At 54.0% G+C, this 25561-nt stretch carries 24 protein-coding genes; 14 read left to right on the top strand and 10 right to left on the bottom strand.

The genetic code is table 11. The annotated features are described in order from the left end of the window. Positions 1–168 precede the first annotated feature (168 nt). From MON40_RS10730 to MON40_RS10720, 3 genes are all read right to left on the bottom strand, one after another. A complete protein-coding gene (locus MON40_RS10730) occupies positions 169–1023 on the bottom strand; it encodes a carbon-nitrogen hydrolase family protein (protein WP_039862746.1) in 855 nt (284 codons plus the stop codon). A gap of 125 nt (positions 1024–1148) precedes the next feature. Next, on the bottom strand, positions 1149–4001 hold the full coding sequence (gene gcvP, locus MON40_RS10725; RefSeq protein ID WP_003776611.1) for an aminomethyl-transferring glycine dehydrogenase: 2853 nt from the start codon (positions 3999–4001) through the stop codon (positions 1149–1151). A 124-nt stretch (positions 4002–4125) separates the two neighbouring features. Continuing rightward, the gene (locus tag MON40_RS10720) at positions 4126–4905 is read right to left on the bottom strand and encodes a FadR/GntR family transcriptional regulator (RefSeq protein WP_036492635.1); all 780 of its coding nucleotides are present in this window, start codon (positions 4903–4905) and stop codon (positions 4126–4128) included. A gap of 396 nt (positions 4906–5301) precedes the next feature. Here MON40_RS10720 and MON40_RS10715 point away from each other — a divergent pair, with 396 nt between their 5' ends. Continuing rightward, positions 5302–6945 carry a lactate permease LctP family transporter gene (locus MON40_RS10715; RefSeq protein ID WP_003776615.1) on the top strand — a complete coding sequence of 548 codons (1644 nt, stop codon included), beginning with the start codon at positions 5302–5304 and terminating at the stop codon, positions 6943–6945. A gap of 288 nt (positions 6946–7233) precedes the next feature. On the opposite strand, the gene MON40_RS10710 is transcribed toward MON40_RS10715, so the two are convergent. Next, a complete protein-coding gene (locus MON40_RS10710) occupies positions 7234–7758 on the bottom strand; it encodes an RDD family protein (protein WP_039862835.1) in 525 nt (174 codons plus the stop codon). A gap of 97 nt (positions 7759–7855) precedes the next feature. Further along, the gene (locus MON40_RS10705) at positions 7856–8275 is read right to left on the bottom strand and encodes a hypothetical protein (RefSeq protein ID WP_003767286.1); all 420 of its coding nucleotides are present in this window, start codon (positions 8273–8275) and stop codon (positions 7856–7858) included. Here MON40_RS10705 and MON40_RS10700 point away from each other — a divergent pair. Next, complete coding sequence (locus MON40_RS10700; RefSeq protein WP_167317429.1) at positions 8274–8426, top strand: hypothetical protein; 153 nt, start codon at positions 8274–8276, stop codon at positions 8424–8426. The genes MON40_RS10705 and MON40_RS10700 overlap by 2 nt on opposite strands. 133 nt (positions 8427–8559) lie before the next feature. On the opposite strand, the gene holA is transcribed toward MON40_RS10700, so the two are convergent. Together holA and MON40_RS10690 are read right to left on the bottom strand one after the other, a co-directional pair. Continuing rightward, complete coding sequence (gene holA / locus MON40_RS10695; RefSeq protein WP_003776623.1) at positions 8560–9561, bottom strand: DNA polymerase III subunit delta; 1002 nt, start codon at positions 9559–9561, stop codon at positions 8560–8562. Then, the gene (locus MON40_RS10690) at positions 9561–10040 is read right to left on the bottom strand and encodes an LPS-assembly lipoprotein LptE (RefSeq protein ID WP_003776627.1); all 480 of its coding nucleotides are present in this window, start codon (positions 10038–10040) and stop codon (positions 9561–9563) included. The genes holA and MON40_RS10690 overlap by 1 nt, the downstream gene beginning before the upstream one ends. Before the next feature lie 157 nt (positions 10041–10197). On the opposite strand from MON40_RS10690, the gene pip reads away from it, so the two are divergent. The 5 genes from pip (at position 10198) to MON40_RS10665 (ending at position 13551) form a co-directional block, all read left to right on the top strand. Next, positions 10198–11133, top strand: a complete 936-nt coding sequence (pip, locus tag MON40_RS10685; protein WP_039862749.1) for a prolyl aminopeptidase — start codon at positions 10198–10200, stop codon at positions 11131–11133. Between the two features lie 24 nt (positions 11134–11157). Continuing rightward, the gene (locus MON40_RS10680) at positions 11158–11691 is read left to right on the top strand and encodes a DUF4189 domain-containing protein (protein ID WP_242925907.1); all 534 of its coding nucleotides are present in this window, start codon (positions 11158–11160) and stop codon (positions 11689–11691) included. Between the two features lie 91 nt (positions 11692–11782). Beyond that, complete coding sequence (locus MON40_RS10675; RefSeq protein WP_003780634.1) at positions 11783–12298, top strand: DUF4189 domain-containing protein; 516 nt, start codon at positions 11783–11785, stop codon at positions 12296–12298. Between the two features lie 83 nt (positions 12299–12381). Continuing rightward, positions 12382–12924 carry a DUF4189 domain-containing protein gene (locus MON40_RS10670; protein ID WP_003766712.1) on the top strand — a complete coding sequence of 181 codons (543 nt, stop codon included), beginning with the start codon at positions 12382–12384 and terminating at the stop codon, positions 12922–12924. Between the two features lie 90 nt (positions 12925–13014). Further along, a complete protein-coding gene (locus MON40_RS10665) occupies positions 13015–13551 on the top strand; it encodes a DUF4189 domain-containing protein (protein WP_003776633.1) in 537 nt (178 codons plus the stop codon). Positions 13552–13655: 104 nt separating this feature from the next. On the opposite strand, the gene MON40_RS10660 is transcribed toward MON40_RS10665, so the two are convergent. The 3 genes from MON40_RS10660 to MON40_RS10650 form a co-directional block, all read right to left on the bottom strand. Beyond that, positions 13656–14459, bottom strand: a complete 804-nt coding sequence (locus MON40_RS10660) for a glycosyltransferase family 2 protein (RefSeq protein ID WP_003776635.1) — start codon at positions 14457–14459, stop codon at positions 13656–13658. Between the two features lie 104 nt (positions 14460–14563). Further along, positions 14564–15757, bottom strand: coding sequence for an amino acid aminotransferase (locus tag MON40_RS10655; protein ID WP_003776637.1), 1194 nt, complete (start codon positions 15755–15757; stop codon positions 14564–14566). Between the two features lie 104 nt (positions 15758–15861). Beyond that, positions 15862–16272 carry a YqaA family protein gene (locus MON40_RS10650; protein WP_003776639.1) on the bottom strand — a complete coding sequence of 137 codons (411 nt, stop codon included), beginning with the start codon at positions 16270–16272 and terminating at the stop codon, positions 15862–15864. A gap of 251 nt (positions 16273–16523) precedes the next feature. Between MON40_RS10650 and MON40_RS10645 the strand changes: the two genes are divergently transcribed. The 7 genes from MON40_RS10645 (at position 16524) to nagZ (ending at position 25516) form a co-directional block, all read left to right on the top strand. Continuing rightward, entirely contained in the window at positions 16524–17747 is a 1224-nt protein-coding gene (locus tag MON40_RS10645; RefSeq protein WP_003776640.1) for a sugar MFS transporter, read from the top strand. 228 nt (positions 17748–17975) lie between these two features. Then, positions 17976–18608 (top strand): alpha/beta fold hydrolase, encoded by a 633-nt coding sequence (locus tag MON40_RS10640; protein WP_039862751.1) that lies wholly within the window; start codon positions 17976–17978, stop codon positions 18606–18608. A 180-nt stretch (positions 18609–18788) separates the two neighbouring features. Continuing rightward, the gene (nhaC, locus tag MON40_RS10635; protein WP_003776644.1) at positions 18789–20177 is read left to right on the top strand and encodes a Na+/H+ antiporter NhaC; all 1389 of its coding nucleotides are present in this window, start codon (positions 18789–18791) and stop codon (positions 20175–20177) included. 112 nt (positions 20178–20289) lie between these two features. After that, entirely contained in the window at positions 20290–20922 is a 633-nt protein-coding gene (gene nth, locus MON40_RS10630; RefSeq protein WP_003758214.1) for an endonuclease III, read from the top strand. Between the two features lie 171 nt (positions 20923–21093). Continuing rightward, positions 21094–22647 (top strand): DegQ family serine endoprotease, encoded by a 1554-nt coding sequence (locus tag MON40_RS10625; RefSeq protein ID WP_003741735.1) that lies wholly within the window; start codon positions 21094–21096, stop codon positions 22645–22647. Between the two features lie 189 nt (positions 22648–22836). Next, positions 22837–24357 (top strand): Na+/H+ antiporter NhaC family protein, encoded by a 1521-nt coding sequence (locus MON40_RS10620; protein WP_003776647.1) that lies wholly within the window; start codon positions 22837–22839, stop codon positions 24355–24357. Between the two features lie 70 nt (positions 24358–24427). Further along, positions 24428–25516, top strand: a complete 1089-nt coding sequence (gene nagZ / locus MON40_RS10615) for a beta-N-acetylhexosaminidase (protein WP_039862753.1) — start codon at positions 24428–24430, stop codon at positions 25514–25516. Positions 25517–25561 lie beyond the last annotated feature (45 nt).

The following is a 25561-nucleotide window of genomic DNA, read 5'->3' as shown; positions in this document are numbered from 1 at the left end:
TGCAATGTATGACTAGCCCAAATAAATAGTCTGAAATTGTACCTGCTAATATTATAAATGCAAAATTAATTGTCAATTTCATATTACTTTGGATTAATTTTGTTGCGATAAAATCAACATATCATAGGATTTAAAGCAGAAATGGTGACGTTTGGGGAGGAATTGTTTTTATTTTAACAACCTGTGTTGCAACGCGGGCAGCCTGGTGCGCACGCTTTGCAGCCTTGTAGTGTCCAAATCGGCGATGACGATGCCTTCGCCTTCGGGCAATACGTCTAAGATTTCGCCCCACGGATCGATAATCATGCTATGACCGAACGTGCGCCTGCCGCTTTCGTGTTCGCCGCCTTGCGCCGAGGCGATGACGTAGCATTGGTTTTCCACCGCGCGGGCGCGCAGCAGCAATTCCCAATGCGCTTTGCCTGTCGTGTAAGTGAAGGCGGCGGGCAGTAGCAAAACGTCAAACGGCTGCTGGGCGCGGAAAAACTCGGGAAAGCGCAAGTCGTAGCACACGCCCGCGGCAAGCGGCACGCCGTCGGCAGTCAATTTCGGTACATCGCCGCCCGCGCTGATGGTGTCCGCCTCGGCATAGCGTTCGCCCAAACCTGAAAAACCGAACAGGTGCATTTTGTGATACAGCCCGATTTGCGTGCCGTCGCGGTCGTACACCAACATCGTGTTCATCACTTTGCCCGCATCGGGGCTTTGCAGCGGAATCGTGCCGCCGAACAGCACCACGCCGCATTCAGCCGCTGTCTCGCTTAAGGTCGTCTGAAAACGAGCGTAGCGAGTTTCGCCAAAACCAGTGTGGCAGGTTTCGCTAAAATTGCCACCGACTAAAGGTTCGGCGAAAGCCAGTTTGTCGGTATCCTTGCGCCCCATCAGCGGCCAATATTCGGGCAACAGCACCCAATCCGCGCCTTGCTCGGCAGCTTGGCGCACGAGGCGTTTCATGGTGTCGATATTGGCATCGGGGTCGGTGGACGAAATCATTTGTACGGCGGCGGCGCGGATGTTTTGCATGGCGGTTTTCCTGTCGGGGCGGGTTTGTGGCGGGGAGGTCGTCTGAAAAGGGTAGGGCGTCATTTATCGGTTTTTAAAACAAAGGTCGTCTGAAATTTTCAGACGACCTTTCTTCATATCAAACCTTAATCTTCATACGCTTCCATCGGCGGGCAGGTGCAGACCAGATTCCGGTCGCCGTACACGTCGTCCACGCGGTTGACGCTCGGCCAGAATTTGTTTTCGCGCACGAAGGGCAGCGGGAAGACGGCTTCTTCGCGGGAGTACGGGTGCGCCCATTCGCCGGTTACGTCGGCGGCGGTGTGCGGGGCGTTGACCAGCGGGTTGTCGTCTTTCGGCCATTCGCCGCGTTCGACTTTCAACACTTCCTGTTTGATTTGTTTCAGGGCGGCGATGAAGCGGTCGAGTTCGGCTTTGCTCTCGCTTTCGGTCGGCTCGATCATCAGCGTGCCGGCAACGGGGAAGGAGACGGTCGGGGCGTGGAAGCCGTAGTCCATCAGGCGTTTGGCGATGTCGGTTTCGGTAATGCCGCTTTCGGCTTTGAGCGGGCGCAAATCGACGATACATTCGTGCGCGACACGGCCGTTTTTGCCTGTGTAGAGAACGGGATAGTCTTCGCTCAGGCGTTTGGCGACGTAGTTGGCGTTGAGCAATGCCCAGCGCGTTGCCTGCTCCATGCCTTGTTTGCCCATCATGGTCAGGTACATCCAGGTAATCGGCAGGATGGACGCGGAACCGAACGCAGCGGCGGCAACGGCGGTTTGCTCGGCACTTGCGCTGTGCATGTCGGTCAGGGTATGGCCTGGGGCAAATGGGGCGAGGTGGGCTTTCAGGCCGATGGGGCCCATGCCCGGGCCGCCACCGCCGTGAGGGATACAGAAGGTTTTGTGCAGGTTCATGTGCAACACGTCCGCGCCGACTTCTGCGGGCTGCATGATGCCGATTTGGGCGTTGAGGTTGGCGCCGTCCATGTAAACCTGTCCGCCGTTTTCATGGATGATGCGGCAGATGTCGCGGATGCCTTCTTCGTACACGCCGTGGGTGGACGGGTAGGTAATCATGATGGCGGACAAGGCGTCGCGGTGTTGTTCGGCTTTGGCTTTCAAATCATCGATGTTGACGTTGCCGTGTTCGTCGGTATCGACGACGACGACTTTCAAACCGAGCATGGCGGCGGTGGCGGGGTTGGTGCCGTGGGCGGATTTGGGAATCAGGCAGATGTTGCGCTGCGCTTCGCCTTGGGCTTCCTGATAGCGTCGGATGGCGAGCATCCCGCTGTATTCGCCCTGCGCGCCGGAGTTGGGCTGGAAGGAAATCGCGTCAAAGCCGGTGATGGCTTTTAGGCTGTTTTCCATGTCGGTCAAGAGTTCGCGGTAGCCAGCGGTTTGGGCTTCAGGGGCGTAGGGGTGGATGTCGGAGAACTCCGTCCAGGTAATCGGCAGCATTTCGGCGGTGGCGTTGAGCTTCATGGTGCAGCTGCCCAGCGAAATCATGCTGCGGTTCATCGCCAAATCGCGGTCTTCGAGTTTCTTCAGGTAGCGCAGCATTTCGTGTTCGGTGTGGTAACGGTTGAACACGGGATGTTGCAAGATATTGTCTTGGCGCAGGAATTCGGTTTTCAGACGACCTTTGACGTCGTCTGAAAGCGTGAAAGTGTTGTTGCCGGTGAAGGCGTAGTACAACACAGCAAGGTCTTCGCGCACGGATGTTTCGTGGAAGGCGGCGGCGATTTGGGTGTCGCTGACGCGGCGCAGGTTGTAGCCCAGTTCCAAAGCGGTTTGGAACGCCTTGTCCGCTTTTTCTTTGCTGCCGAAATCGACGGTAACGGTATCGAAGAAGACTTCGTGAACCACTTTCAGGCCGTCTGAAACCAGCGCGTCGGCAAAGACGGAAGCCAGCGCGTGAATGCGGTTGGCAATGCGTTTCACACCTTCGGGGCCGTGATAAACGGCGTACATGCCCGCCAAGTTCGCCAGCAATGCCTGCGCAGTACAAATATTGGACGTGGCTTTTTCGCGGCGGATGTGTTGTTCGCGGGTGGACAAAGCCATGCGCAGCGCGGGTTTGCCCGATGCGTCTTTGGATACGCCGATGATTCGACCTGGAGCGGAACGTTTGAACTCGTCTTTAAACGCGAAATAAGCGGCGTGCGGCCCGCCGAAGCCCATCGGTACGCCGAAGCGTTGCGTGTTGCCCAACGCAATGTCCGCACCCAATTCGGCAGGCGATTTCAGCAAGACCAAGCTCATGATGTCGGAGGCAACGGCGACAATCGTGCCTTTGGTTTTCAGACGACCTATAACGCTTTGCAAGTCTTGTACGTCGCCGTCTTTGCCGACGTATTGGAACAGCGCGCCGAAGTATTCGCCTTCATCCGCTTTGGCAAAATCGCCGACCACCAATTCAAAGCCGAAATATTTGGCGCGGGTTTTCATCACGTCCAAAGTCTGCGGATAAACGCGCTCGTCCACGAAGAAACGCTCGGATTTCACCTTGCCCACGCGGTGCGCCATCGCCATCGCTTCAGCCGCGGCGGTCGCTTCGTCCAACAAAGACGCGCCCGCCACGGGGAAACCGGTCAAATCGATACACACCTGCTGGAAGTTCAGCAGCGCTTCCAAACGCCCCTGCGCGATTTCCGCCTGATACGGCGTGTAGGCGGTGTACCAGCCCGGATTTTCCAACACGTTGCGCAAAATCACGTTCGGCACGCGGGTCGGGTAATAGCCCAAGCCGATATAGGATTTGTTGATCACGTTTTTCGCCGCAATGCCTTTCAGCTTCGCCAAAGCGTCAGCCTCGGTCAGGGCTTCGGGCAGGTCGAGTTCGGACGGCATACGGATGCTTTGCGGCACGGTGTTGCCGACAAAATCGTCCATGCTCTTCTCGCCGAGCGCTTCCAAAAGCGCAGCCTCATCGCCGAAACTCAAATGACGCGCGGCAAATTCGTTGGGGTTGAACAGTTCGGATAGTTTCATTTCTACTCCTTTTTTGTTGTAGGAATCTGCCGCGAAGGCAGGTATTTGGGTTTTCAGACGACCTTGCGGTTGCGGGCGGATAATCGGGTTTTGTGTCTGCGTACCATTTCCATCAGGCAGGAAGCTACTTCCAGTCCTGCACCCGCTTCAAGTCTTTCTGCGCCAGCGTGTCGGCGTGTTCGTTGCGGCTTTGGTATGCCCTGTTTTGCAAGATGCTGTTGGCGACGTAGTTTAAGTGTATTTTGGCAGCTTCGGCGGCATCGGCGGGGCGGCGTTCCAAGATGGCTTCGTAGATGGCGCGGTGTTGCGCAATCAGCTTGGGGCGCGGGTCTTCGGTTTGGTTGGAATAGATGATGCTGCTGCGCGTCTGGCGGTAGAGCATTTTGAGCAGGCCGCCGGAGAGGTGGCTGAAGAGGATGTTGTGCGCGGCGTCGGCGATGGTTTGGTGAAAGCTCACGTCGGCTTCGCTTTGATGTTCCAGATTGCCGCTTTCGCAGGCGGATTCGAATTTTTGCCGCCAAAAATCAATCCGTTTCAAATCGGCATCGGTGCGCCTCTCGGCAGCCAGCGACGCCATGCAGCCTTCAATGTGGCAGCTGAAATCGAAAACGTCGGTTTCCCAGTTGGAATGTTTGCCGAGCAATTCTTGCCAGCTTTGGAGGAAATCCTGCTGCGGTTTGACGGAAACGTAATAGCCGTCGCCCTGACGCGCTTCCAAAACCTGCCGCGCAATCAGGATGTTCAGCGCGACCCTGACCGACGGGCGCGATACGCCGAATTCTTCCGCCAGCGTGCGCTCGGGCGGGATTTTGCCGCCTTCTTCGTAAATGCCCGCCGCGATGCGTTCCTCCAATATCGACAATATTTGGTCGCTGATTTTTTGCGGACGAACCAGTTTTGTCATTGTAATTCCCTCTTTTCCATCATGTTTTTTCTGCGAAGAAGACTCAAATCCGATAATGTGATGCGGCAGGTCGTTTGAAATGGCAACCTGTGTCAAAATTAGCATGACCAAATTGGCATGACCAATGTCGCCGTATTCTAATTAACCGCCCCGTATCCCGTCAATATGGCTTGTCCTACCCGTATGTGTTTTAAAACTACATCAGGCTACATTTTTACAATTCATATAATATTTTGTTTTATTTAAAATTAAATAACAAATTTGCGCCGATGCAGTCAGGTCGCCTGAAAAAATAATTGACCGCCATATTAAAGTTTCGTAAAGTGTCCTCCGTTCTCAAAATTGGTTTTACCAATTTAAGAAAATATATTAGAAAAATATTCGGAGATTTTCCCTATGGATACTTGGATTCAAAACTATACCGCAGTGGGCGGCAGCCTATATTTGACGGCAGCCGTCGCCCTCCTGCCCATTATCTTTTTCTTCGTCGCACTGACCGTCCTGAAGCTCAAGGGTTATCAGGCGGGGCTTTATACGCTGCTGATTGCGCTTGGCGTTGCCATATTAGGCTTCGGAATGCCTGCAGGCATGGCGGTTTCTTCCGCGCTGTACGGCTTTGCTTACGGTTTGTGGCCGATTGCATGGATTATCGTTACCGCCGTGTTCCTGTATAAAATTACCGTGAAAACAGGGCAGTTCGACATCATCCGCGCTTCCGTGATTTCGATTACCGAAGACCAACGCCTGCAAATGTTGCTGGTCGGCTTCTCCTTCGGCGCTTTCCTCGAAGGCGCGGCAGGCTTCGGCGCGCCGGTGGCGATTACCGCCTCTTTGTTGGTGGGCTTGGGCTTCAATCCGCTCTACGCCGCCGGTTTGTGTTTGATTGCCAATACCGCGCCTGTGGCTTTCGGTGCGATGGGTATTCCAATCTTGGTTGCCGGTCAAGTGTCCAACCTCGACCCTTACCACATCGGTCAGGTCGCCGGCCGCCAACTGCCGATCCTGTCGATTATCGTTCCTTTCTGGTTGGTCGCCATGATGGACGGTATGCGCGGCATACGTCAAACTTGGCCTGCCGTATTGGTGGCGGGCGTGTCTTTTGCCACTACCCAGTTCATTACCGCCAACTTCATCGGTCCGGAATTGCCCGACGTGACCTCCGCATTGGTCAGCCTGGTCTGCCTGTCTGCCTTCCTGAAAAAATGGCAGCCTAAAGAAATCTTCACCTTCAACGGCATGAAAAAACCGGCCGAGCGCAAAGCGGGCGAATACACTGCCGGACAAATCATCAAAGCCTGGTCGCCTTTCGCCATCCTGACCGTTTTCGTCAGCGTGTGGACGATTAAGGGCGTTAAAGAGGCTTTGGGCGTTGCCACCATCAAATTCGACTGGCCGATGCTGCACAACTTGGTACAAAAAGCCGCGCCCATCGTCAGCGAACCGACACCATACGCCGCCGTGTTCAAAATCGACCTCCTCGGCGCAGTCGGCACGGCAATCCTGTTTGCTTCCATCGTTTCCGCCGTTTTGCTGAAAATGAAACCTTCCGAAGCCGTCAGCACTTTCTTTGAAACGCTCAAAGAACTGCGTCTGTCCATCCTGTCTATCGGCTTGGTACTCGGCTTCGCATTCGTGGCAAACTATTCAGGCCTGTCGTCCACATTGGCACTCGTCCTCGCCGCTACCGGTACCGTATTCCCGTTCTTCTCGCCGTTCCTCGGCTGGCTGGGCGTATTCCTGACCGGTTCGGACACTTCCGCCAACGCGCTCTTCGGTTCGCTGCAAGCCAGCACTGCGCATCAAATCAACGTCGTGCCCGAGCTGACCGTCGCTGCCAACACCACCGGCGGCGTAACCGGCAAAATGATTTCGCCGCAATCCATCGCCATCGCCTGCGCGGCAGTCGGTCTGGAAGGCAAAGAATCCAACCTGTTCCGCTTTACCGTGAAACACAGCTTGATTTTCTGTACCTTCGTCGGCCTGCTGACCCTGCTGCAAGCTTATGTCTTGCCGTGGACGCTGGTTTTCTTCAACAAATAAGCCAACCGGCTTGAAATAAAAAAGGTCGTCTGAAATCCAATTTGGGTTTCAGACGACCTTTTTGTTGTTGCCGGTTTGATTCAAGACTTCAAGACGTGCCATTGGGTTTGCTGTCATTTTTGTTTCGTTTAAACAGTAGGGTAATGCGTGAACCGAAGATAGCTTAAGGTAAAAGAGGGGTTGGGTTTCAAACAAGAACGACGGCGGATAAAAAGGTCGTCTGAAAACGGCAAGGGCTTGCCTCGTTTTCAGACGACCTTTTGTCTGTGTGGCGAAATAGTAGAACACTCAGCTTTCGGATGTTTCCTGTTTCAAATCGACCAATCGAGTTCCCGCCAAGAAATCGTATAAAAACTGCCGGTCTGGGTTCAGCAAGGCAAAGCCCCACGGCAGGATGAGCCAGATAAGGGCGGCGCCGAAGGCGGGTATGGGCGGGATGGCGAGCAGGTGGCGCAGGCCGGCGTAGGCGAGCAGGGGGATGAAGACGACGAAGATACACGACCAAATAAAGCGGATGCGCAGTTGCGACAATGGCGGCAGCGTGCCGTTTCTGCCGTGCAGCCCGATTTTCCACGTCTGCATGGCGAGGGTGCGGCCGGTTTTCGTCCAGTTGGTTTTGAAGTAGAGCCACCAGCTTCCTACAAAGATAACGCAGGTAACCAAGCTGGAAAGGAGCTGGGAGACGGGGTTGAGGAAAATCGCGGCGATGCCGGCAAGGATGGCGGCGATGGCGGTCACGGCGCCGGTCAGCAGCAATTCGTACATCAGGGCGGCAAGGCGGCGTTTGACGGGGGCGGGGGGAAGGGCGGTCATGGCGGTCTGCTCGGTAAAAAGGTCGTCTGAAAAACGGAATGCTTGGTTCGGGCGAAACCGCCGCATCCGTTTTCAGACGACCTTTGTTTGGGAAGAATCAGCGGTGGGGGCGTTTTTGTCCGCGCGCCTGCTGGGCTGCCATTTGGTTCATTTCCTGACGGGTCGGACGTTTTTTGAACATGGCGTGCGCTTCGTCGGCCGAACATTTTTGCGACAGGCAGACCAACGTTATCGCGTCTTTTTGGTGTTGGCCGCCGCTGTGGTACATACGGCGCAGGTTGGCTTCGTTGATGCGGCCTTTTTCGGGGTCGATGTCGAATTTTTTCAGGCGTTCGAGAAACTGGCGCTGCTGGCGGCGCGAAGTCCAGACAAAGCCGCCGGCGGCTGCGGCGACGATGATGACGGCAAGCAGGATGGCGAGCGGCCACGAATCGACGATTAAGACGATGATCAGGCTTAAAACGGCGGTGGTCAGCACGAGCAGGCCGCCGATGCGGAGTTTGGTTTGGTTGTCCATGAAGTTGCAGTTCCTTGTAAGGGTGGAAGGTCGTCTGAAAAGGGGTTGCAGTGGACGGGCAAGCGGTGGCGTATCTCTGAACGCGCCGAAATGCTTGTCTATCCGCTGCATCGGGTTGTGGACGGATTTCAGACGACCTCAAATATCATAACTTTATGTTTAACGGTATTTTACAGTATTTTTGCCGTTTGGGCGCGTACAGAAGCGATGCGGCATACAAACTTTCACGCTTTTTGAACAGGCGCGCCCTTGCCACGAAAAGCACCTATCCATACCCGATGAAATTACACCGCCAGCCCCGTCACCAACTGCTTGAACTCCGTCCACGCGTCGCCGTCTTCCGCGCCTTTGATGATGCGGTCGATTTTGGCGCAGGTTTTCAGCGCTTCGATCAGGCGGACGGCGGGAATGCGTTTGACGGCAATCGGCGCGAGGGTTTGTTTGTCGCCCCACAGGCGCAGGCTGTTGCGGACGGATTGTACGCTCTGCCCTTGTTTGAGCGCGGCGGTCAGGCGGATGAGGGTGCGGATGTCTTCGGCAACCGCCCACAGCAGCAAGACAGGTTCTTCGCCTTCTTCTTCGAGTCCGTCCAGAAGGCGGGCGACGCGCAGGGCATCGCCTTTCATCCATGCGCCGGAGAGCTGGAACACGTCGAAACGGGCGACGTTGGCGACGGCGGCTTCGGCATCGGCGATGTTGACGGTATGGTTTTGCGGGTGCAGCAGGGCGAGTTTGTCGATTTCTTGGCGGGCGGCGAGCAGGTTGCCTTCGACGCGTTCGGCAAACAGGGCGAGCGCGTCGGGTTCGATATTGAGTCCGACCTTGTTCAGACGACCCTTTATCCACTGCGGCAGGGCTTGCGCGGTAATGGCTTTGGCTTCGAGTACGGTGCCTTTGGCGGCGAGCGCGGTGAACCATTTTGCCTGCGTTTGGGCTTTTTCGAGCTTGGGCAGCAGAATCAGGGTAACGGTGTCTTCGGGCAGGCGTTCGGCGAAGGTTTGCAGCACGTCGCCGCCGGTTTTGCCGGGCTTGCCGTTCGGAATGTGGATTTCCAAAAGTTTCAAGTCGGCAAAAAGCCCCGCGCTGCCTGCGCTTTGCAGGAGTTCGTCCCAGTCGGCGCCGTTGTCCGCCGTAAAGACTTCGCGGTTGAGGTAGCCTTGTTTTTTGGCGGCGGCGCGTAGGGTGTCGAGGGCTTCGATGCGCAACAGGTCTTCTTCGCCGTGAATGATGTACAGCGGCGAAAGCGGCATATCCGCGTTGACCTGTTCGATATTCATGACCGCCATCAATACGCTTTCAGGAACGTCAGGCGGCGGACGATTTGGTCGGCGGCGTCGGCGCGCATTTCCGCCCAGATGGTTTCGCTTTCTTCCTGTTTGCCCAACACTTCGCTGTCGTTGTAGTCCATCGTGCGGTTGACGAGGACGGTAATCGGTTCGCCCACTGGCTCGCCGTTGCGCATGGCTTGGGCTTCGACGCGCAGGGTCAGCAGGTATTCGTTGACCAACGCGGCGCGGGTGATGGTGTAGATGTCCTGACGGGTTTCGATGCCCTTGATGTTCAACGTCATTTGCGCTTCGGCGGCGGAAACGGGTTTGCCGTCAGCGCGGCGCAGGGCGTTTTCCAAAGCCTTCTGCATGACGGAGGCGTTTTGGATGTGCCAAGCGGGATACGGCAGCGTGCGTGCGGTGCCGCCCATGCCTTTGAGGTGGAAGCCGCAGGCGGACAGAAGCAGCACGGCGGCGGTCATCAGGATTTTGTTCATTTCATTCTTTCGGTTGCGCGGGTATCGGGGAATTATAGCGGATAGTCGGGCGGTCGGGAAACGCGGCGGCGCAAGCTGATTTCAGACGACCCCTTGCCGTTTGTCGTTTGCCTGCCCGATGGGTACAATCCCAACGTCAGACAACAGGAGAAACATCATGCACCCCATCCGCGAACCCATCCGCAGCGGCCTGCTGCAAGTATCGGACGTCCATCAAATCTACTGGGAAGAATCCGGCAATCCCGACGGACTGCCCGTCATCTTCCTGCACGGCGGCCCGGGCGCGGGCGCATCGCCTGCCTGCCGCGGCTTTTTCAATCCCGACGTGTTCCGCATCGTCATCATCGACCAGCGCGGCTGCGGCCGTTCGCTGCCTTACGCCTGCACCGACGACAACACGACTTGGGATTTGGTTGCCGACATCGAAAAAGTCCGCGAAATGCTGGGCATTCAAAAATGGCTGGTGTTCGGCGGCTCATGGGGCAGCACCTTGTCGCTGGCGTATGCCGAAACCCATCCCGAACGCGTTGCCGGACTCGTCTTGCGCGGGATATTCCTGTGCCGCCCGTCCGAAATGGCGTGGCTCGACGAAGCAGGCGGCGTCAGCCAGATTTATCCCGCGCAATGGCAGAAATTCCTCGCGCCCGTCGCCGAAGAAAAACGCGGCGGCCTGATTGCGGCGTATCACGAAATGCTGTTCGGCAAAGACGAAGCAGGTCGTCTGAAAGCCGCCAAAGCCTGGGCAGACTGGGAAAGCTACCTGATCCGCTTCGAGCCGCAAGACGTCGATGAAGACGCCTACCAATCGCTCGCCATCGCCCGTTTGGAAAACCATTATTTTGTCAACGAAGGCTGGCTGAAGGGCGACAAAGCGATTTTGGCGAACACGGACAAAATCCGACATATCCCGACCATCATCGTGCAAGGCCGCTATGATTTATGCACCCCCATGCAAAGCGCGTGGGAACTGTCGCAGGCGCTCCCCGAAGCCGAACTGCGCGTGATTCAGGCGGGACATTCGTCGTTTGATCCTCCATTGGCGGCGGCGTTGGTGGAAGCGGTGGAAGATATGAGGGAACGCGCGGCGTGGTGAGGCATGATTTGAAAGGACAAATTGATGAAGAAGCTGTTTTTAATCGCATTGGGCTTAATAAGTTTTGATGTAAATGCCGACCCTACCTATGATGCAACCAGAGGGGCGTTGCAAAACAATTCTGCATTGTGCAGTTATGGTTATAACCCGAACTGTTCTTCAGGCAGCCGCAGTGCGCCACCCCCGAAAAAAATCATCTACCACGACGTGAAAGTTCCTTCCAAATTCGGTGCGGTAGCTATGAACATGCAAACTGGCTATGGGGCAGGTGTGCTGAATAAAAATTCGCTGTCGGAGGCAAAAAAGGAAGCACTGGAGCAATGCAAGCAGGGTAATAAAAATGCTCCGTGTAAAGTGGTTTCTTGGGTACGCAACGGCTGCATTGCTTCTGCAAAAGGTAAAGAAATCAATAATCCTGGAAAATGGAAGTCTTTTTATGTAGGAAAAGAAAAAGGATTGGCGGAGGCAGAAGCGTTAGCGCAATGTAGGGCGGATCCGAAGGTAACGAATTGTGAGATTTCTCTTCCCGAAGGCTGTTCCCTGCCCCAATTGCAATAATCAGATTTTATTTAAAAGGTCGTCTGAGAACTATTTTCAGACGACCTTTTCTAAGCCAAGTTAAAGATGAGCTGGGAGAAAGGATAAATTTATGAAAAAACTGTTTTTAATCGTATTGGGTTTGGTAAGTTTTAATGTTTACGCCAATGGCTGTCCTGGTCAATTTGATTCTGCCACAGGTATCTGCCGATTTCAGGGGTATAATGGGGAATTGGTTCAATACAATATGGCTCCACCTCAGTCAGGCAGTCGCGGCACAACACCTTCGAAAAAAATAGTCTATGTTTCTAAATACGGTGCAGTAGCTACTAATGAAAAAACAGGTATTTCGAGCGGGGCTTTAAATAAAGATTCTATTGAGGAGGCTAAACATGAAGCAATTAAAGCGTGTGAGCAGGGCGGGAGAAATGCTCCGTGTAAAGTTGCCATTTGGGCAGGTAATGCCTGTTTAGCAGCGGCAACGGGCAAAGAAGGTAAGAAATTCAGAGTATTTTATACAGCTAGGGAAAAGCCAGGGCAGGCAGAACCCGCAGCATTGAAACAATGTAATAAAGCGGGATTGAAAAACTGTGAAATTACCATTCCTGAAGGTTGTTCTTTCCCTTAATTGTTATTTTTTGATTAAAGGGTCGTCTGAAAACTTTTTCAGACGACCTCCGATATCGTATTAATCCGAAAAAGGATGCCTTTATGAAAAAACTGTTTTTAATAGCATTGGGTTTGGTAAGTTTTAATGTTTATGCCAACTGCCCCGGCAGGTATTTTCCTGATACGGGCATCTGTCAGATACAAGGACATAACGGGGAGGTTGTCAACTACAATGTGCCGCCTCCCCAATCAGGCAACAGCACCCCGCCTCCTAAAAAAATTATCTACTACGACGTGAAAGTCCCTTCTAAATTCGGTGCGGTAGCTATGAACATGCAAACTGGCTATGGGGCAGGTGTGCTGAATAAAAATTCGCTGTCGGAGGCAAAAAAGGAAGCACTGGAGCAATGCAAGCAGGGTAATAAAAATGCTCCGTGTAAAGTGGTTTCTTGGGTACGCAACGGCTGCATTGCTTCTGCAAAAGGTAAAGAAATCAATAATCCTGGAAAATGGAAGTCTTTTTATGTAGGAAAAGAAAAAGGATTGGCGGAGGCGGAAGCGTTAGCGCAATGTAGGGCGGATCCGAAGGTAACGAATTGTGAGATTTCTCTTCCCGAAGGCTGTTCCCTGCCTCAATTGCAATAATCAATTTTATTTAAAAGGTCGTCTGAGAACTATTTTCAGACGACCTTTTCTAAGCCAAGTTAAAGATGAGCTGGGAGAAAGGATAAATTTATGAAGAAACTGTTTTTGATAGCATTGGGTTTGGTAAGTTTTAATGTTTATGCCAATGGCTGTCCCGGTCAATTTGATTCTGCCACAGGTATCTGCCGATTTCAGGGCAATAATGGCGAGTGGATTCATTACAATATTGCACCGCCACAGCCAAGCCGCAGCACCCCGCCTCCTAAAAAAATCATTTACCATGACGTCTTGGTACCTTCTAAATTTGGGGCTTTGGCATACAGTCAAAAAGCAGGGCATATTGCCGGTTCGTTGAATCATAACTCTTTAGCCGAAGCAAAAAGAGAAGCAGTCAAACATTGCCAGCAAGGCAGTCGCAATACGCCTTGCAAAGCCATCACATGGGTAAGAAACGGCTGCCTCGCGGCAGCAAAAGGAAAAGTGAAAAACAACCTGTTTATTTTAGCCGATGCGGCAGGTCCGCAAGGAACGGTCGAACAGGAGGCTTTGCAAAAATGCAGAAACAGAGGGGCAACGGAATGCGAAATCATCATGCCCGAAGGCTGCTCCCTGCCTCAATTGCAATAATCAAATCCAGCAAAAAGGTCGTCTGAAAACAAGATTTCAGACGACCTTTTTGCTGCAAGCAATGTAATGCAGCCGTTCAGGCGGGGTTTGGTGTTGATGCCCGCTTATTCGTACTCGGGATAGAGCGGCATGGTGCCGGCTTCTTCGAAGGTCGAGTGTGCTTTGACTTCTTGCAGGCGGCGGCTGATGCGGCGGGTGACGGCTTCGGCTTCGTTTTGGTGGTCTATGGTCAGTCCGGAGACGGTTTTGCCGAAAAGTTCGGCATCGAGCAGACGCTCGGCGTGGATGCCGGGGCGGTAGTTGTGTCTGACGGCGGGGTCGCGTTCTTCAAAGAGGTAGCCGACGACGCTGTCGCGGGTCAGTGCGATGCCGAGTGCGGCATCTTCGCCGCCGAAGATTCGGAAGAGTTCGTCTTGCGGAAAGCCGCCGCAGGCGAGAAAGATGCTGCGGCGGAATACGGTGTTGCCGCCGACGGTCATTTGAAGCCGTTCCCATGCGGTGGGGAATTGCGGGTGGTTGAGGTAGTGTTCGGGAAAGCCGATAGGGCGCAATTTGAGGCGGACCAGGCTGAGGTAGGAATAGGCTTCCAAGCCGAGGTAGGCGGCATTGAGGACGTTGTTTTCATAGACGTCGTCGGCGTCGAGGAAGGCGATGAAGTCGGCTTGGCTTTGCATGGCGCCCCAGTTGCGGGCTTTGGCGGCACCGCCGTTTTCGAGCATGTATTCGCAGCGGACTTTGGGATGGATGGCGGCGAGGTCGCTCATGATAAGGCGTGTGTCGTCGATGGAGGCGTCGTCAATCAGCCAGACGTTTTCGACGGCGGGTTGGGAAACGGCGCTTTCGACAGCCGCTTGGAGGGTGGCGGCGGAGTTGTAGCAGGGGATGATGACGTCTAGTGTGGGTCTCATAATGTGATGCTTTAAGGGGGTTGTTGTGTCAAATGGTGGGGAAAGGTCGTCTGAAAACGGTATATTGGGTTTTCAGACGACCTTTTGGTATTGCCTGATGCGGATTACAACACTTTTACGATGCTTTCGCACAGGTAGTCGATGTTGTCATCGGTAATGCCGGCGACGTTGATGCGGCCGGAGCGCACGGCGTAGATGGCGAATTCGTTTTTCAGGCGGTCGACTTGTTCGGGCGTGAGGCCGCTGAAGGAGAACATGCCGTTTTGTTCGATGATGAAGTCGAAGTCCTGAGCTGCGCCTTTGGCTTTGAGCAGTTCGACGAATTTTTGGCGCATGGCTTTGATGCGGCCGCGCATTTCGTCGAGTTCGGCAATCCATCGGGCTTTCAAATCCGCGTCTTTCAACACTAGGGCGATGGTGTTCGCGCCGTGGGAGGCGGGATTGGAGTAGAGGGTGCGGATGATGGTTTTGACTTGGCTGTGGGCGCGGGCGGCGGTTGCTTCGTCTTCTGCGACTAAGGTGAATGCGCCGACGCGTTCGTTGTACATGCCGAAGTTTTTAGAATAGGAGCTGGCGATGAGCAATTCTTTGTTGTATTTCAGGAAGGTGCGCAAGCCGTATGCGTCTTCTTCGAGGCCGTTGCCAAAGCCTTGGTAGGCGAAGTCAAACAGGGGCAGCCAGCCTTTTTCGGCGGAGAGTTTGGCGAGGGTTTCCCATTGTTCGGGCGTGGGGTCGATACCGGTGGGGTTGTGGCAGCAGCCGTGCAACAGGACGATGTCGCCTTTTTGCGCTTGGCCGAGGTCTTCAATCATGCCGTCCCAGTCTAGGCCGTGTTTGGCGGCGTCGTAGTAGCGGTAGGGCTTGTCTTGGATGCCGACGGCTTTGAAGATGGCGTTGTGGTTGGGCCATGTGGGGTTGGAAATCCAGACGGTTTGTGCGTTCAACTGGCGTTTGGCGAACTCGGCGGCAATACGCAATGCGCCTGTGCCGCCGAGGCTTTGGGCGGTTTTGGCGCGGCGGCTGGCGACGATTTCGTGGTCTCTTCCAAAGAGGAGGATTTGGGTTTGCTCGTTGTAGTCGGCAACGCCGTCGATGGTGAGGTAGTTTTTGGTGGTTTCGCTCTCGAGCAGGCGTTTTTCGGCTTCTTTGACGGCTTTGACGATGGGGGTCGCGCCGGATGCGTCTTTATAAACGCCGATGCCGAGGTTGACTTTTTCGGGACGGGTTTCGGCTTTGAATGCTTCGCCCAAGCCTAAGATGGGGTCGGCGGGGGCGGCTTCGATGTGCTTGAAGAACATGATTTCTCGCTTTGAAAAAAATGAAGGGATGGGATATTTCCTTTGGGATTTTACGCTGTTTCAGGTCGTCTGAAAATGAATGCGGCAGGTTTTGCGCAAATGGTTTACATCATGCCTTTGATACCGGCGAGGATGATGCCGTAGCGCAGGATTTTTCCGGTCAGGAGCATGAGTGCGGAGGTGTAGGGGTTGAGCCTGAGCCAGCCTGCGGCAATGGGCAGCGCGTCGCCGATGACGGGCAGCCAGGCAAACAAAAGGGGCAGGGTGCCCCAGCGTCGGAGCAGGCGCAGGGTCTTTTCAGACGACCTTTTCTTGGACGGAATCAGCCGCCCCATCCAATAGGAAACCATGCTGCCCAAGCCGTTTGCCAGTCCGGCGCACAACCACGCGCCGTATGCCTGTTCGGGATAGTTATAGATAAACGCGGCGAAGGCGGCTTCGGATGTGCCGGGCAGGATGGTGGCGGAGGTAAAGGCGGAGGCGGCAAGTCCGAGATAGGCGTAAATGAGGGGCATGGCGGATAAGTTTGCGTCAGGTCAAAGGTCGTCTGAAATAAGATTTTAAGTCGTTTGCGGGTAGGTTAATTGTAAAATTCAGACGGATTCTGTCTATAAAAATGCGTTATCGGACAGAATCTTGCTGAAACTCTATGTAGTCGGCGTGTTTTCAGTGTTTGCAAGAATGGCAAAAGCCAGTATGATTCGGCCCGTTATTAACGGATATTAACTGTTTGTACGGTCAATTCCAATAAATCGAAAGGCAAATCATGTCTACGCCATCACAACAAAACCATAATTCCGCGCTGGTCGTCCTGACCGCGCTTTTCTTCATGATGGGTTTCATTACCTGCATGAACGACATCTTGATTCCGCATCTGCAAAAAATTTTCACGCTAACTAATTTTCAGGCGATGCTGGTTCAGTTCTGCTTCTTTACCGCCTATGCCATCATGTCGATTCCGATGGGGCATCTCGTCGGTAAAATCGGCTATAAAAACGGCGTCATCGGCGGCTTCTTGCTGACCGCCGTCGGATGCTTGTTGTTTTATCCTGCTGCAGACAGCCAATCTTACCCGACTTTCTTGGGCGCGCTCTTCATTCTTGCTTCGGGTGTCACCCTGTTGCAGGTTGCGGGTAATCCGTATGTGACCCTGCTGGCGAAACCGGGCAAAGAATCCGCTACGCTGACTTTGGTGCAGGCATTCAATTCATTGGGTACGACTATTGCTCCGATAATCGGTGCACATTTCATTTTGGCAGATGCGGCTCAGAAAGCCAGCAAAGCCGAGCAAATCGCCTCCGTCCAAATCCCTTATTTGGGTTTGGCGGGATTGTTGATCCTCCTCGCCGTTTTCGTAAAAATGATCCGTCTGCCCGATGCGCGCAAAATTGCCGTTGAGGAAAGCGAACACAATCACGACGGCAAAACCAGTGTGTGGCAATACAAACACCTTATTCTCGGTGTGGTCGGCATTTTCTGCTACGTTGGCGCGGAAGTATCCATCGGCTCTTTCATGGTCAATATTTTGGGCTTCCTGAAAGGATTGAGCCATGCCGAAGGTGCAAAACTGCTGTCGTACTACTGGGGCGGTGCCATGGTCGGACGCTTCCTCGGTTCGGCGGTGATGGCTCGAGTCGCGCCGAACCGCTACCTTGCCTTTAATGCCTCGGTTGCCACCGCCTTGCTCGTCATTGCCATCATGGTTGGTAAAGGCAATGCCGACATCGCCATGTGGGCGTTGATTGCCATCGGTTTTTTCAACTCCATCATGTTCCCGACCATCTTCTCGCTGGCGACCAAAAATCTCGGCAAATTCACCAATTCTGCTTCAGGTATTCTTTGTACCGCCATCGTTGGCGGTGCGCTGATTCCCGTCTTGCAAGGTAAGATTGCTGATGATTTCGGTATGATGATTTCTTATGTTGCACCTGCCGTGTGCTACCTCTACATCGTCTTCTTTGCCCTCAAAGGTTATAAAGCCGACGAGTAAGCATGGTTTGAACGGAAGGTCGTCTGAAAACTTGGAAATCAGGTTTTCAGACGACCTTTTCTTTGCGGCGGACTTGTAAACCTGACCCGCCCAAACCGAGGTCGTCTGAAAATACGGCAACAGATTTTAACCGGAGCTTAAACCCGTTTTCAAAAGACAAAATGCGTCCGCAATACGGTCTGACTGACTTATGGCATAATGCTGGCGGCAAAAATACAGGAGGTCTTCATGTCGAAAATCATCTTATTGCACGGACTGCACATGCACTCTTGGGTGATGAAACCTTTAGCGGATATGCTGGCAAAGCAGGGCTTTGACGTTGCCCTGTTCGGTTATTACAGCGTCTGGCACACCATGCCGCAGCACACGCAGGCGTTGGCAGAGTTTGTTGAAAAACACGATACGGGCGAGCCTCTGCATTTTGCCGGACACAGTCTGGGCGGGCTGGTGTTGCGCCACTTTGCCGCCGCCCATCCCGAAAAAATTACCGGACGCATCGTTACCTTCGGCACGCCCCACCAAGGCAGCAGGGCTGCGCAAAGGGTGTTCCGGCTCGGATTGAAAACGCCTGTACTCGGCGGCGCGTATCGCGATGCGCTTGACGGCGGCACGCCCGATTTGCCCGAACATATCGAACTGGGCAGCATCGCCGGCAACAAGCCGCTCGGGCTGGGGCGCGTATTGGGCTTGCACGGCGAACACGACGGTACGGTTTTGGTCAGCGAAACCCGCTGCCCGAATATGCGCGACCACGTTATCTTGCCCGTCAGCCACAGCGGTATGCTGTTTAAACACATTACCGCCGAGCAGACCGCAACATTTTTGCGCGAGGGGCAATTTAATCATGATAAAAAGAAATAATACGGCTTTATTTTGAAAATAAGGATATTTTGTTTCAAAAAATTAAATTTAAAACCATATCGCATCAACTAAAATCCGTTATTACATTCATAAAAAATCACGGGGTCGTCTGAAAAGCGGTTTTTCAGACGACCCCGTGTGCTAAACTTCGTTAAATACATACAAAACAGGCAAAGCAATATGTTTGCATTCAAATCACTGCTCGATATGCCGCGCAAAGAGGCGCTTGCCGTCGTTGCGGCGTTAATCGGAGCGATGGGTTATACCATCATTTCGCTGGGCTGGCTGCCCCATATGTCCATCATCGCCGCCATTACCGTCCTCATCCTCTACGGCCTCGCGCGCGGGTTGAAATATAACGACATGCAAAAAGGCATGGTCGGTGCGGTGGGGCAGGGCATGGGCGCGATTTACCTGTTTTTCTTCATCGGGCTGATGGTCAGCGCGCTGATGATGAGTGGCGCGATTCCGACTCTGATGTATTACGGTTTCGGGTTGATTTCCCCTACTTATTTCTATTTCTCCGCCTTTGCGCTCTGTTCCGTCATCGGCGTGTCCATCGGCAGCAGTTTGACCACTTGCACCACTGTCGGCGTTGCCTTTATGGGCATGGCGGCGGCGTTTCATGCCGATTTGGCGATGACGGCTGGCGCGATTGTTTCCGGCGCGTTCTTCGGCGACAAAATGTCCCCGCTCTCCGATACCACGGGCATTTCCGCCTCCATCGTCGGCATTGATTTGTTCGAACACATCAAAAACATGATGTACACCACCATTCCCGCGTGGCTCATCAGCGCAGCATTGATGCTGTGGCTCTTGCCCAATGTTGCCGCCCACGATTTGAACAGCGTCGAATCCTTCCGCAGCCAGCTCGAAGCGACGGGCTTGGTGCACGGCTATTCGCTGATTCCGTTTGCGCTGTTGGTCGTGTTGGCGTTGTTGCGTATCAACGCCGTCGTCGCTATGCTTTTCACCATCCTCGCCGCGCTTGCGGTAACTTATTTCCACAGCACGCCCGACTTGAACCAGCTCGGCACATGGTTTTACGGCGGCTACAAACTTGAAGGCGAAGCGTTTCAAGACATCGCCAAACTCATTTCGCGCGGCGGTTTGGAAAGCATGTTCTTCACGCAAACCATCGTGATTCTCGGCATGAGTTTGGGCGGATTATTGTTTACGCTCGGCGTGATTCCGTCGCTGTTGGACGCCATCCGCGCGTTCCTGACTACCGCCGGACGTGCCACCTTCAGCGTTGCCGCCACGTCGGTCGGCGTCAATTTCCTCATCGGCGAACAATATTTGAGTATTTTGCTTTCCGGCGAAACCTTCAAACCCGTGTACGACAAGCTCGGACTGCATTCGCGCAACCTTTCGCGCACGCTGGAAGACGCGGGTACGGTCATTAATCCGCTTGTGCCGTGGAGCGTCTGCGGCGTATTTATCAGCCACGCCCTCGGCGTACCCGTTTGGGAATACCTGCCTTATGCCTTCTTCTGCTATCTGAGCCTGATTTTGACGCTGCTGTTCGGCTGGACGGGTCTGACGTTGAGCAAGAAAGAAACCGCGTAAAGCGACGGGATAGACAGGTCGTCTGAAAACCTTCGGCATAGGTTTTCAGACGACCTTTTGCGTTATAATCGGGCAAACGATAAAGACACACACCAATCCTACCCGTACCCCCATGAACAAACAGATCCGCCAAGAAATTTTCGAGCGTTTCCGCGCTGCCAATCCCCATCCGACCACCGAGCTTCATTTCAATTCACCCTTCGAGCTTTTGATTGCCGTTTTGCTGTCGGCGCAGGCGACCGACGTGGGCGTGAACAAGGCGACGGCGAAGCTGTTTCCGGTTGCCAATACGCCGCAGGCGATGTTGGATTTGGGTTTGGACGGTGTGATGGAATACACGAAAACCATCGGGCTTTATAAAACCAAGTCCAAACACATCATGCAGACCTGCCGCATCCTGCTGGAAAAATACAACGGTGAAGTGCCGGAAGACCGCGAGGCTTTGGAATCGTTGCCGGGCGTGGGTCGCAAGACGGCAAACGTGGTGTTGAACACGGCGTTCGGCCATCCCGTCATGGCGGTCGATACGCACATCTTCAGGGTATCCAACCGTACCAAAATCGCGCCGGGCAAGGATGTGCGCGAGGTAGAGGACAAGCTGATGCGCTTTGTGCCGAAAGAGTTTTTGATGGATGCGCACCATTGGCTGATTCTGCACGGACGCTACACCTGCAAGGCGCAGAAGCCGCAATGCGGGAAGTGCATCATTAATGATTTGTGCGAGTATGGCGCGAAGTTGATGTAAACATTGATAAATTGTAAACAATCAACAAAACAACCTTTCTATCAGGTTAAAATTTCTGACGGCATTTTTTTATTTAAAATGAAATGCTTGAAAAAATATGGGCAAAAGGTAAAATTCGACCTTATCGGGTTGGAAAACGATAAAAGTTTCAGACGACCCCCGGTTTTTAAGATGCAAGAACACAATCCGTTATTCGGAAAAGGAAACGCGGTGCGCGAAAAAATGAACAAATACAGATACTTTGCTTTGGTAACGGCTTCTGCGCTGGCCTTGGGCGGCTGTGACAAAATCAGCGGCTTCTTCGGCGGCGACAGTAAAAGCGAAGAATTCGTACAAAGAATCGAACCTTCCAAAGACGACGGCAGCGTCGGTATGCTGCTGCCCGATTTCGCACAATTGGTGCAAAACGAAGGTCAGGCGGTGGTCAATATTCAAGCCTCCCCCGCAGGGCGTGCCGCAGGCAGCGGGCAGTCTGAAGAGCAGGGCATGGATTTGAGCCAGTTCCCTGACAACGACCCGTTTTACGAGTTTTTCAAACGCCTTGTCCCGAATATGCCCGATATGCCGGAAGACCAGTCTGCCGACGAGGATTTGAACTTCGGCTCCGGCTTCATCATCAGTAAAGACGGCTATATCCTGACCAATACCCACGTCGTCGCCGGCATGGGCAATATCAAAGTCCTGCTCAACGACAAACGCGAATACACCGCCAAGCTGATCGGATCGGATACGCAATCCGATGTCGCGTTGCTGAAGATTGACGCTTCGGAAGAATTGCCCGTCGTCAAAATCGGCAATCCGAAAGATTTGAAACCGGGCGAATGGGTTGCCGCCATCGGTGCGCCGTTCGGCTTTGACAACAGCGTTACTTCGGGCATCGTGTCCGCCAAAGGACGCAGCCTGCCGAACGAAAGCTACACGCCTTTCATCCAAACCGACGTTGCCATCAATCCGGGTAACTCCGGCGGCCCGCTGTTTAACCTGAAAGGTCAGGTAGTCGGAATCAACTCCCAAATTTACAGCCGAAGCGGCGGATTTATGGGCATTTCCTTCGCGATTCCGATTGATGTGGCGATGAATGTTGCCGAGCAGTTGAAAACCAGCGGTAAGGTTCAGCGCGGTCAGTTGGGCGTGATTATTCAGGAAGTGTCTTACGATCTGGCGAAATCGTTCGGCTTGGACAAAGCCAGCGGCGCGTTGATTGCCAAAGTGATGCCGAACAGCCCTGCCATGCAGGCAGGATTGCAAGTGGGCGACATCGTTCGCAGCGTTAACGGCGAAGAAGTGCGCGTGTCCAGCGATTTACCGGTTATGGTCGGCTCGATGCTGCCGGGTAAGGAAGTTTCGCTGGAAGTATGGCGCAAAGGCGAGAAAATCAATGTGAAAGTCAAACTCGGCAGCATGGCGGAGCAGAACGAAACGTCTTCACGCGCTACCGAGCAGCCGCAGCAGGCAAATCCGGCGGACGGCTTTACCGTCGATAATACGGGACTGACCCTGCGCGTCGATGAAGGTGCAGGCAAAAGCCGCCTGATTGTTTCCCGCGTCAGCGGAGCGGCGGAACGTGCCGGACTCAAACGCGGCGACGAAATCCTCGCCGTCAGCCAAATCAGCGTCAACGACGAATCGAGCTTCCGCAGCGCGTTGGCAGGCGCGGGCAAAAATGTGCCGCTGCTGGTTCAGCGCGACGGCAATACGCTTTTCCTCGCCCTGACCCTGCAATAAGGTGCAACGCAAGCGCCATTCAATGATAGAATACCCGCCATCCTAAGGTGGCGGGTATTTTGTAATTTTAGCAACTTATTGATTTGTTTGTTTTTTGATGGTTTTGCTCTTTTGGCTTTGTCAACAATCGCATTCAAAGGTCGTCTGAAAACGTTCCGCTCCGATTGACTTCCTATTAATAAAAATATTATGCACCTGATTGATTATTCACATTCGTTTTTATCCGTCGTGCCGCCGTTTTTGGCATTGGCGCTTGCCGTCATCACCCGCCGCGTGCTGCTGTCTTTGGGCATCGGTATCTTGGTCGGCGTTGCCTTTTTGGTCGGCGGCAGCCCGATTGACGGACTGACACACCTGAAAGACATGGTGGTCGGACTGGCTTGGGCAGACGGCGATTGGTCGCTGGGAAAACCTAAAATCCTGATTTTCTTATTGTTGCTCGGTATTTTCACTTCTCTTTTAACTTTTTCGGGCAGCAATCAGGTGTTTGCCGATTGGGCGAAGCAACACATCAAAGGGCGGCGCGGCGCAAAAATGCTGACTGCCTGCCTCGTATTCGTTACCTTTATCGACGACTATTTCCACAGTCTCGCCGTCGGCGCGATTGCCCGTCCCGTTACCGACAAATTCAAAGTCTCCCGCGCCAAACTCGCGTATATCCTTGATTCCACCGCCGCGCCGATGTGCGTACTGATGCCGGTTTCAAGCTGGGGCGCATCGATTATCGCCACGCTGGCAGGTCTGCTCGTTACTTACCACATCACCGGATACACGCCGATGGGTGTGTTCGTCGCCATGAGCCTGATGAATTATTACGCCCTGTTCGCGCTGATCATGGTGTTTGTCGTCGCATGGTTTTCCTTTGACATCGGCTCGATGGCGCGCCTTGAAAAAGCGGCATTGCAGGAAACCCATGACGAATCCGCCGGCTCGGACGGCCCTAAAGGCAGGGTTTACGCGCTGATTATCCCTGTTTTGGTGTTGATCGCATCCACCGTTTCCGCCATGATTTACACAGGTGCGCAGGCAAGCGAAACCTTCAGCATTTTGGGTGCGTTTGAAAATACCGATGTAAACACTTCGCTGGTGTTCGGCGGTACTTGCGGCGTACTCGCCGTCGTCCTCTGCACGCTCGGCACCATCAAGGCCGCCGACTATCCCAAAGCTGTCCGTCAGGGCATATCTTCGATGTTCGGCGCGATTACCATCCTGATTCTTGCCTGGCTCATCAGCACCGTCGTCAGCGAAATGCACACCGGCGACTACCTCTCCACGCTGGTTGCAGACAATATCCATCCCGGCTTCCTGCCCGTCATCCTCTTCCTGCTCGCCAGTGTGATGGCGTTCGCCACGGGCACAAGCTGGGGCACGTTCGGCATTATGCTGCCGATTGCCGCAGCGATGGCGGTTAAAGTCGATGCATCGTTGGTTATCCCGTGTATGTCCGCCGTGATGGCAGGCGCGGTGTGCGGCGACCACTGTTCGCCCATTTCCGACACCACTATCCTGTCTTCCACCGGTGCGCATTGCAACCACATCGACCACGTTACATCGCAACTGCCTTACGCCCTGACCGTCGCAGGCGCGGCAGCGGCAGGCTACCTCGTGTTGGGCATGACGCAATCGGCTTGGCTGGGCTTTTTCGCCACCGGCGTCGTCATGACCGCCCTCATCTTCATACTGAAAGATAAAAAAGGCAAAGCTGCCTGACGTGTTTTCCCGTTTTCAGACGACCTTTGGTACTTTAAGGTCGTCTGAAAACATTTTAAGGAATCCAAAAATGAACGCTCCCCATTCCATCCCGCGCGGTCCCGTTATGGCAGACGTCGCTGCCTATTGTCTGACCGAGGAAGAAAAACAACGCCTGCTCGATCCGTCTATCGGTGGCGTCATCCTGTTTCGCCGCAACTTCCAAAACGTCGGGCAGCTCAAAGCCCTGGTTCAAGAAATCAAAGCACTGCGCACGCCCGAACTCATCATCGCCGTCGATCACGAAGGCGGCAGGGTGCAACGCTTTATCGAAGGCTTCACCCGACTGCCCGCCATGAACACTTTAGGGCAGATTTGGAATGCCGAAGGCGAAGCCGCCGCCAAAGAAAAAGCCGAGCAGGTCGGCTGGGTATTGGCGACGGAACTGACCGCCTGCGGCATAGACCTCTCCTTCACGCCCGTCCTCGACCTCGATTGGGGAACATGCCCCGTCATCGGCAACCGCAGCTTCCACCGCAACGCTGACACTGTGACCCAACTTGCCCTTGCCCTGCAAAAAGGTCTGAACCGAGGCGGCATGAAATCCTGCGGCAAACATTTCCCCGGACACGGATTCGTCGAAGGCGACAGCCATTTGGTGCAACCCGAAGACATGCGCAGCCTTGCCGAACTCGAAGCCGCCGACATGATTCCGTTCCGCGCCTTAAGCAGCGCAGGCATGGCGGCGGTCATGCCCGCCCACGTCGTTTATCCGCAAATTGACGGCAATCCCGCCGGTTTCTCTGAAAAATGGCTCAAACAAATCCTGCGCCAAGACATCGGATTTAAAGGCGTTATCTTTTCAGACGACCTCACGATGGAAGGCGCAGGCGCAGCGGGCGGCATCAAAGAACGTGCAAACGCTTCCTTTACGGCAGGCTGCGACATCGTCCTTGTCTGCAACCGTCCCGACCTCGTGGACGAACTGCGCGACGGCTTCCAAATCCCCGTAAATCCCGATTTGGCAAGCCGCTGGCAATACATGGCGAACACATTGGGCAAGGAAGCCGCCCAAGCCGTGATGCAAACGCTCGATTTCCAAGCCGCCCAAGCCATGACCGCGCAACTTGCCACGCCTAAAGACACCGCCGGCGGCGTGAAAGTCGGCGAAGCGTTTTAAAGGCGTTTGATTTAGAAAACATGAAAGAAGGTCGTCTGAAAAGCT

Source organism: Neisseria macacae ATCC 33926 (assembly GCF_022749495.1).
GTDB classification, from domain to species: Bacteria; Pseudomonadota; Gammaproteobacteria; order Burkholderiales; family Neisseriaceae; genus Neisseria; species Neisseria macacae.
Note: the sequence above shows the minus strand (reverse complement) of the source record. Positions and strands in the feature narration are given on the sequence as shown.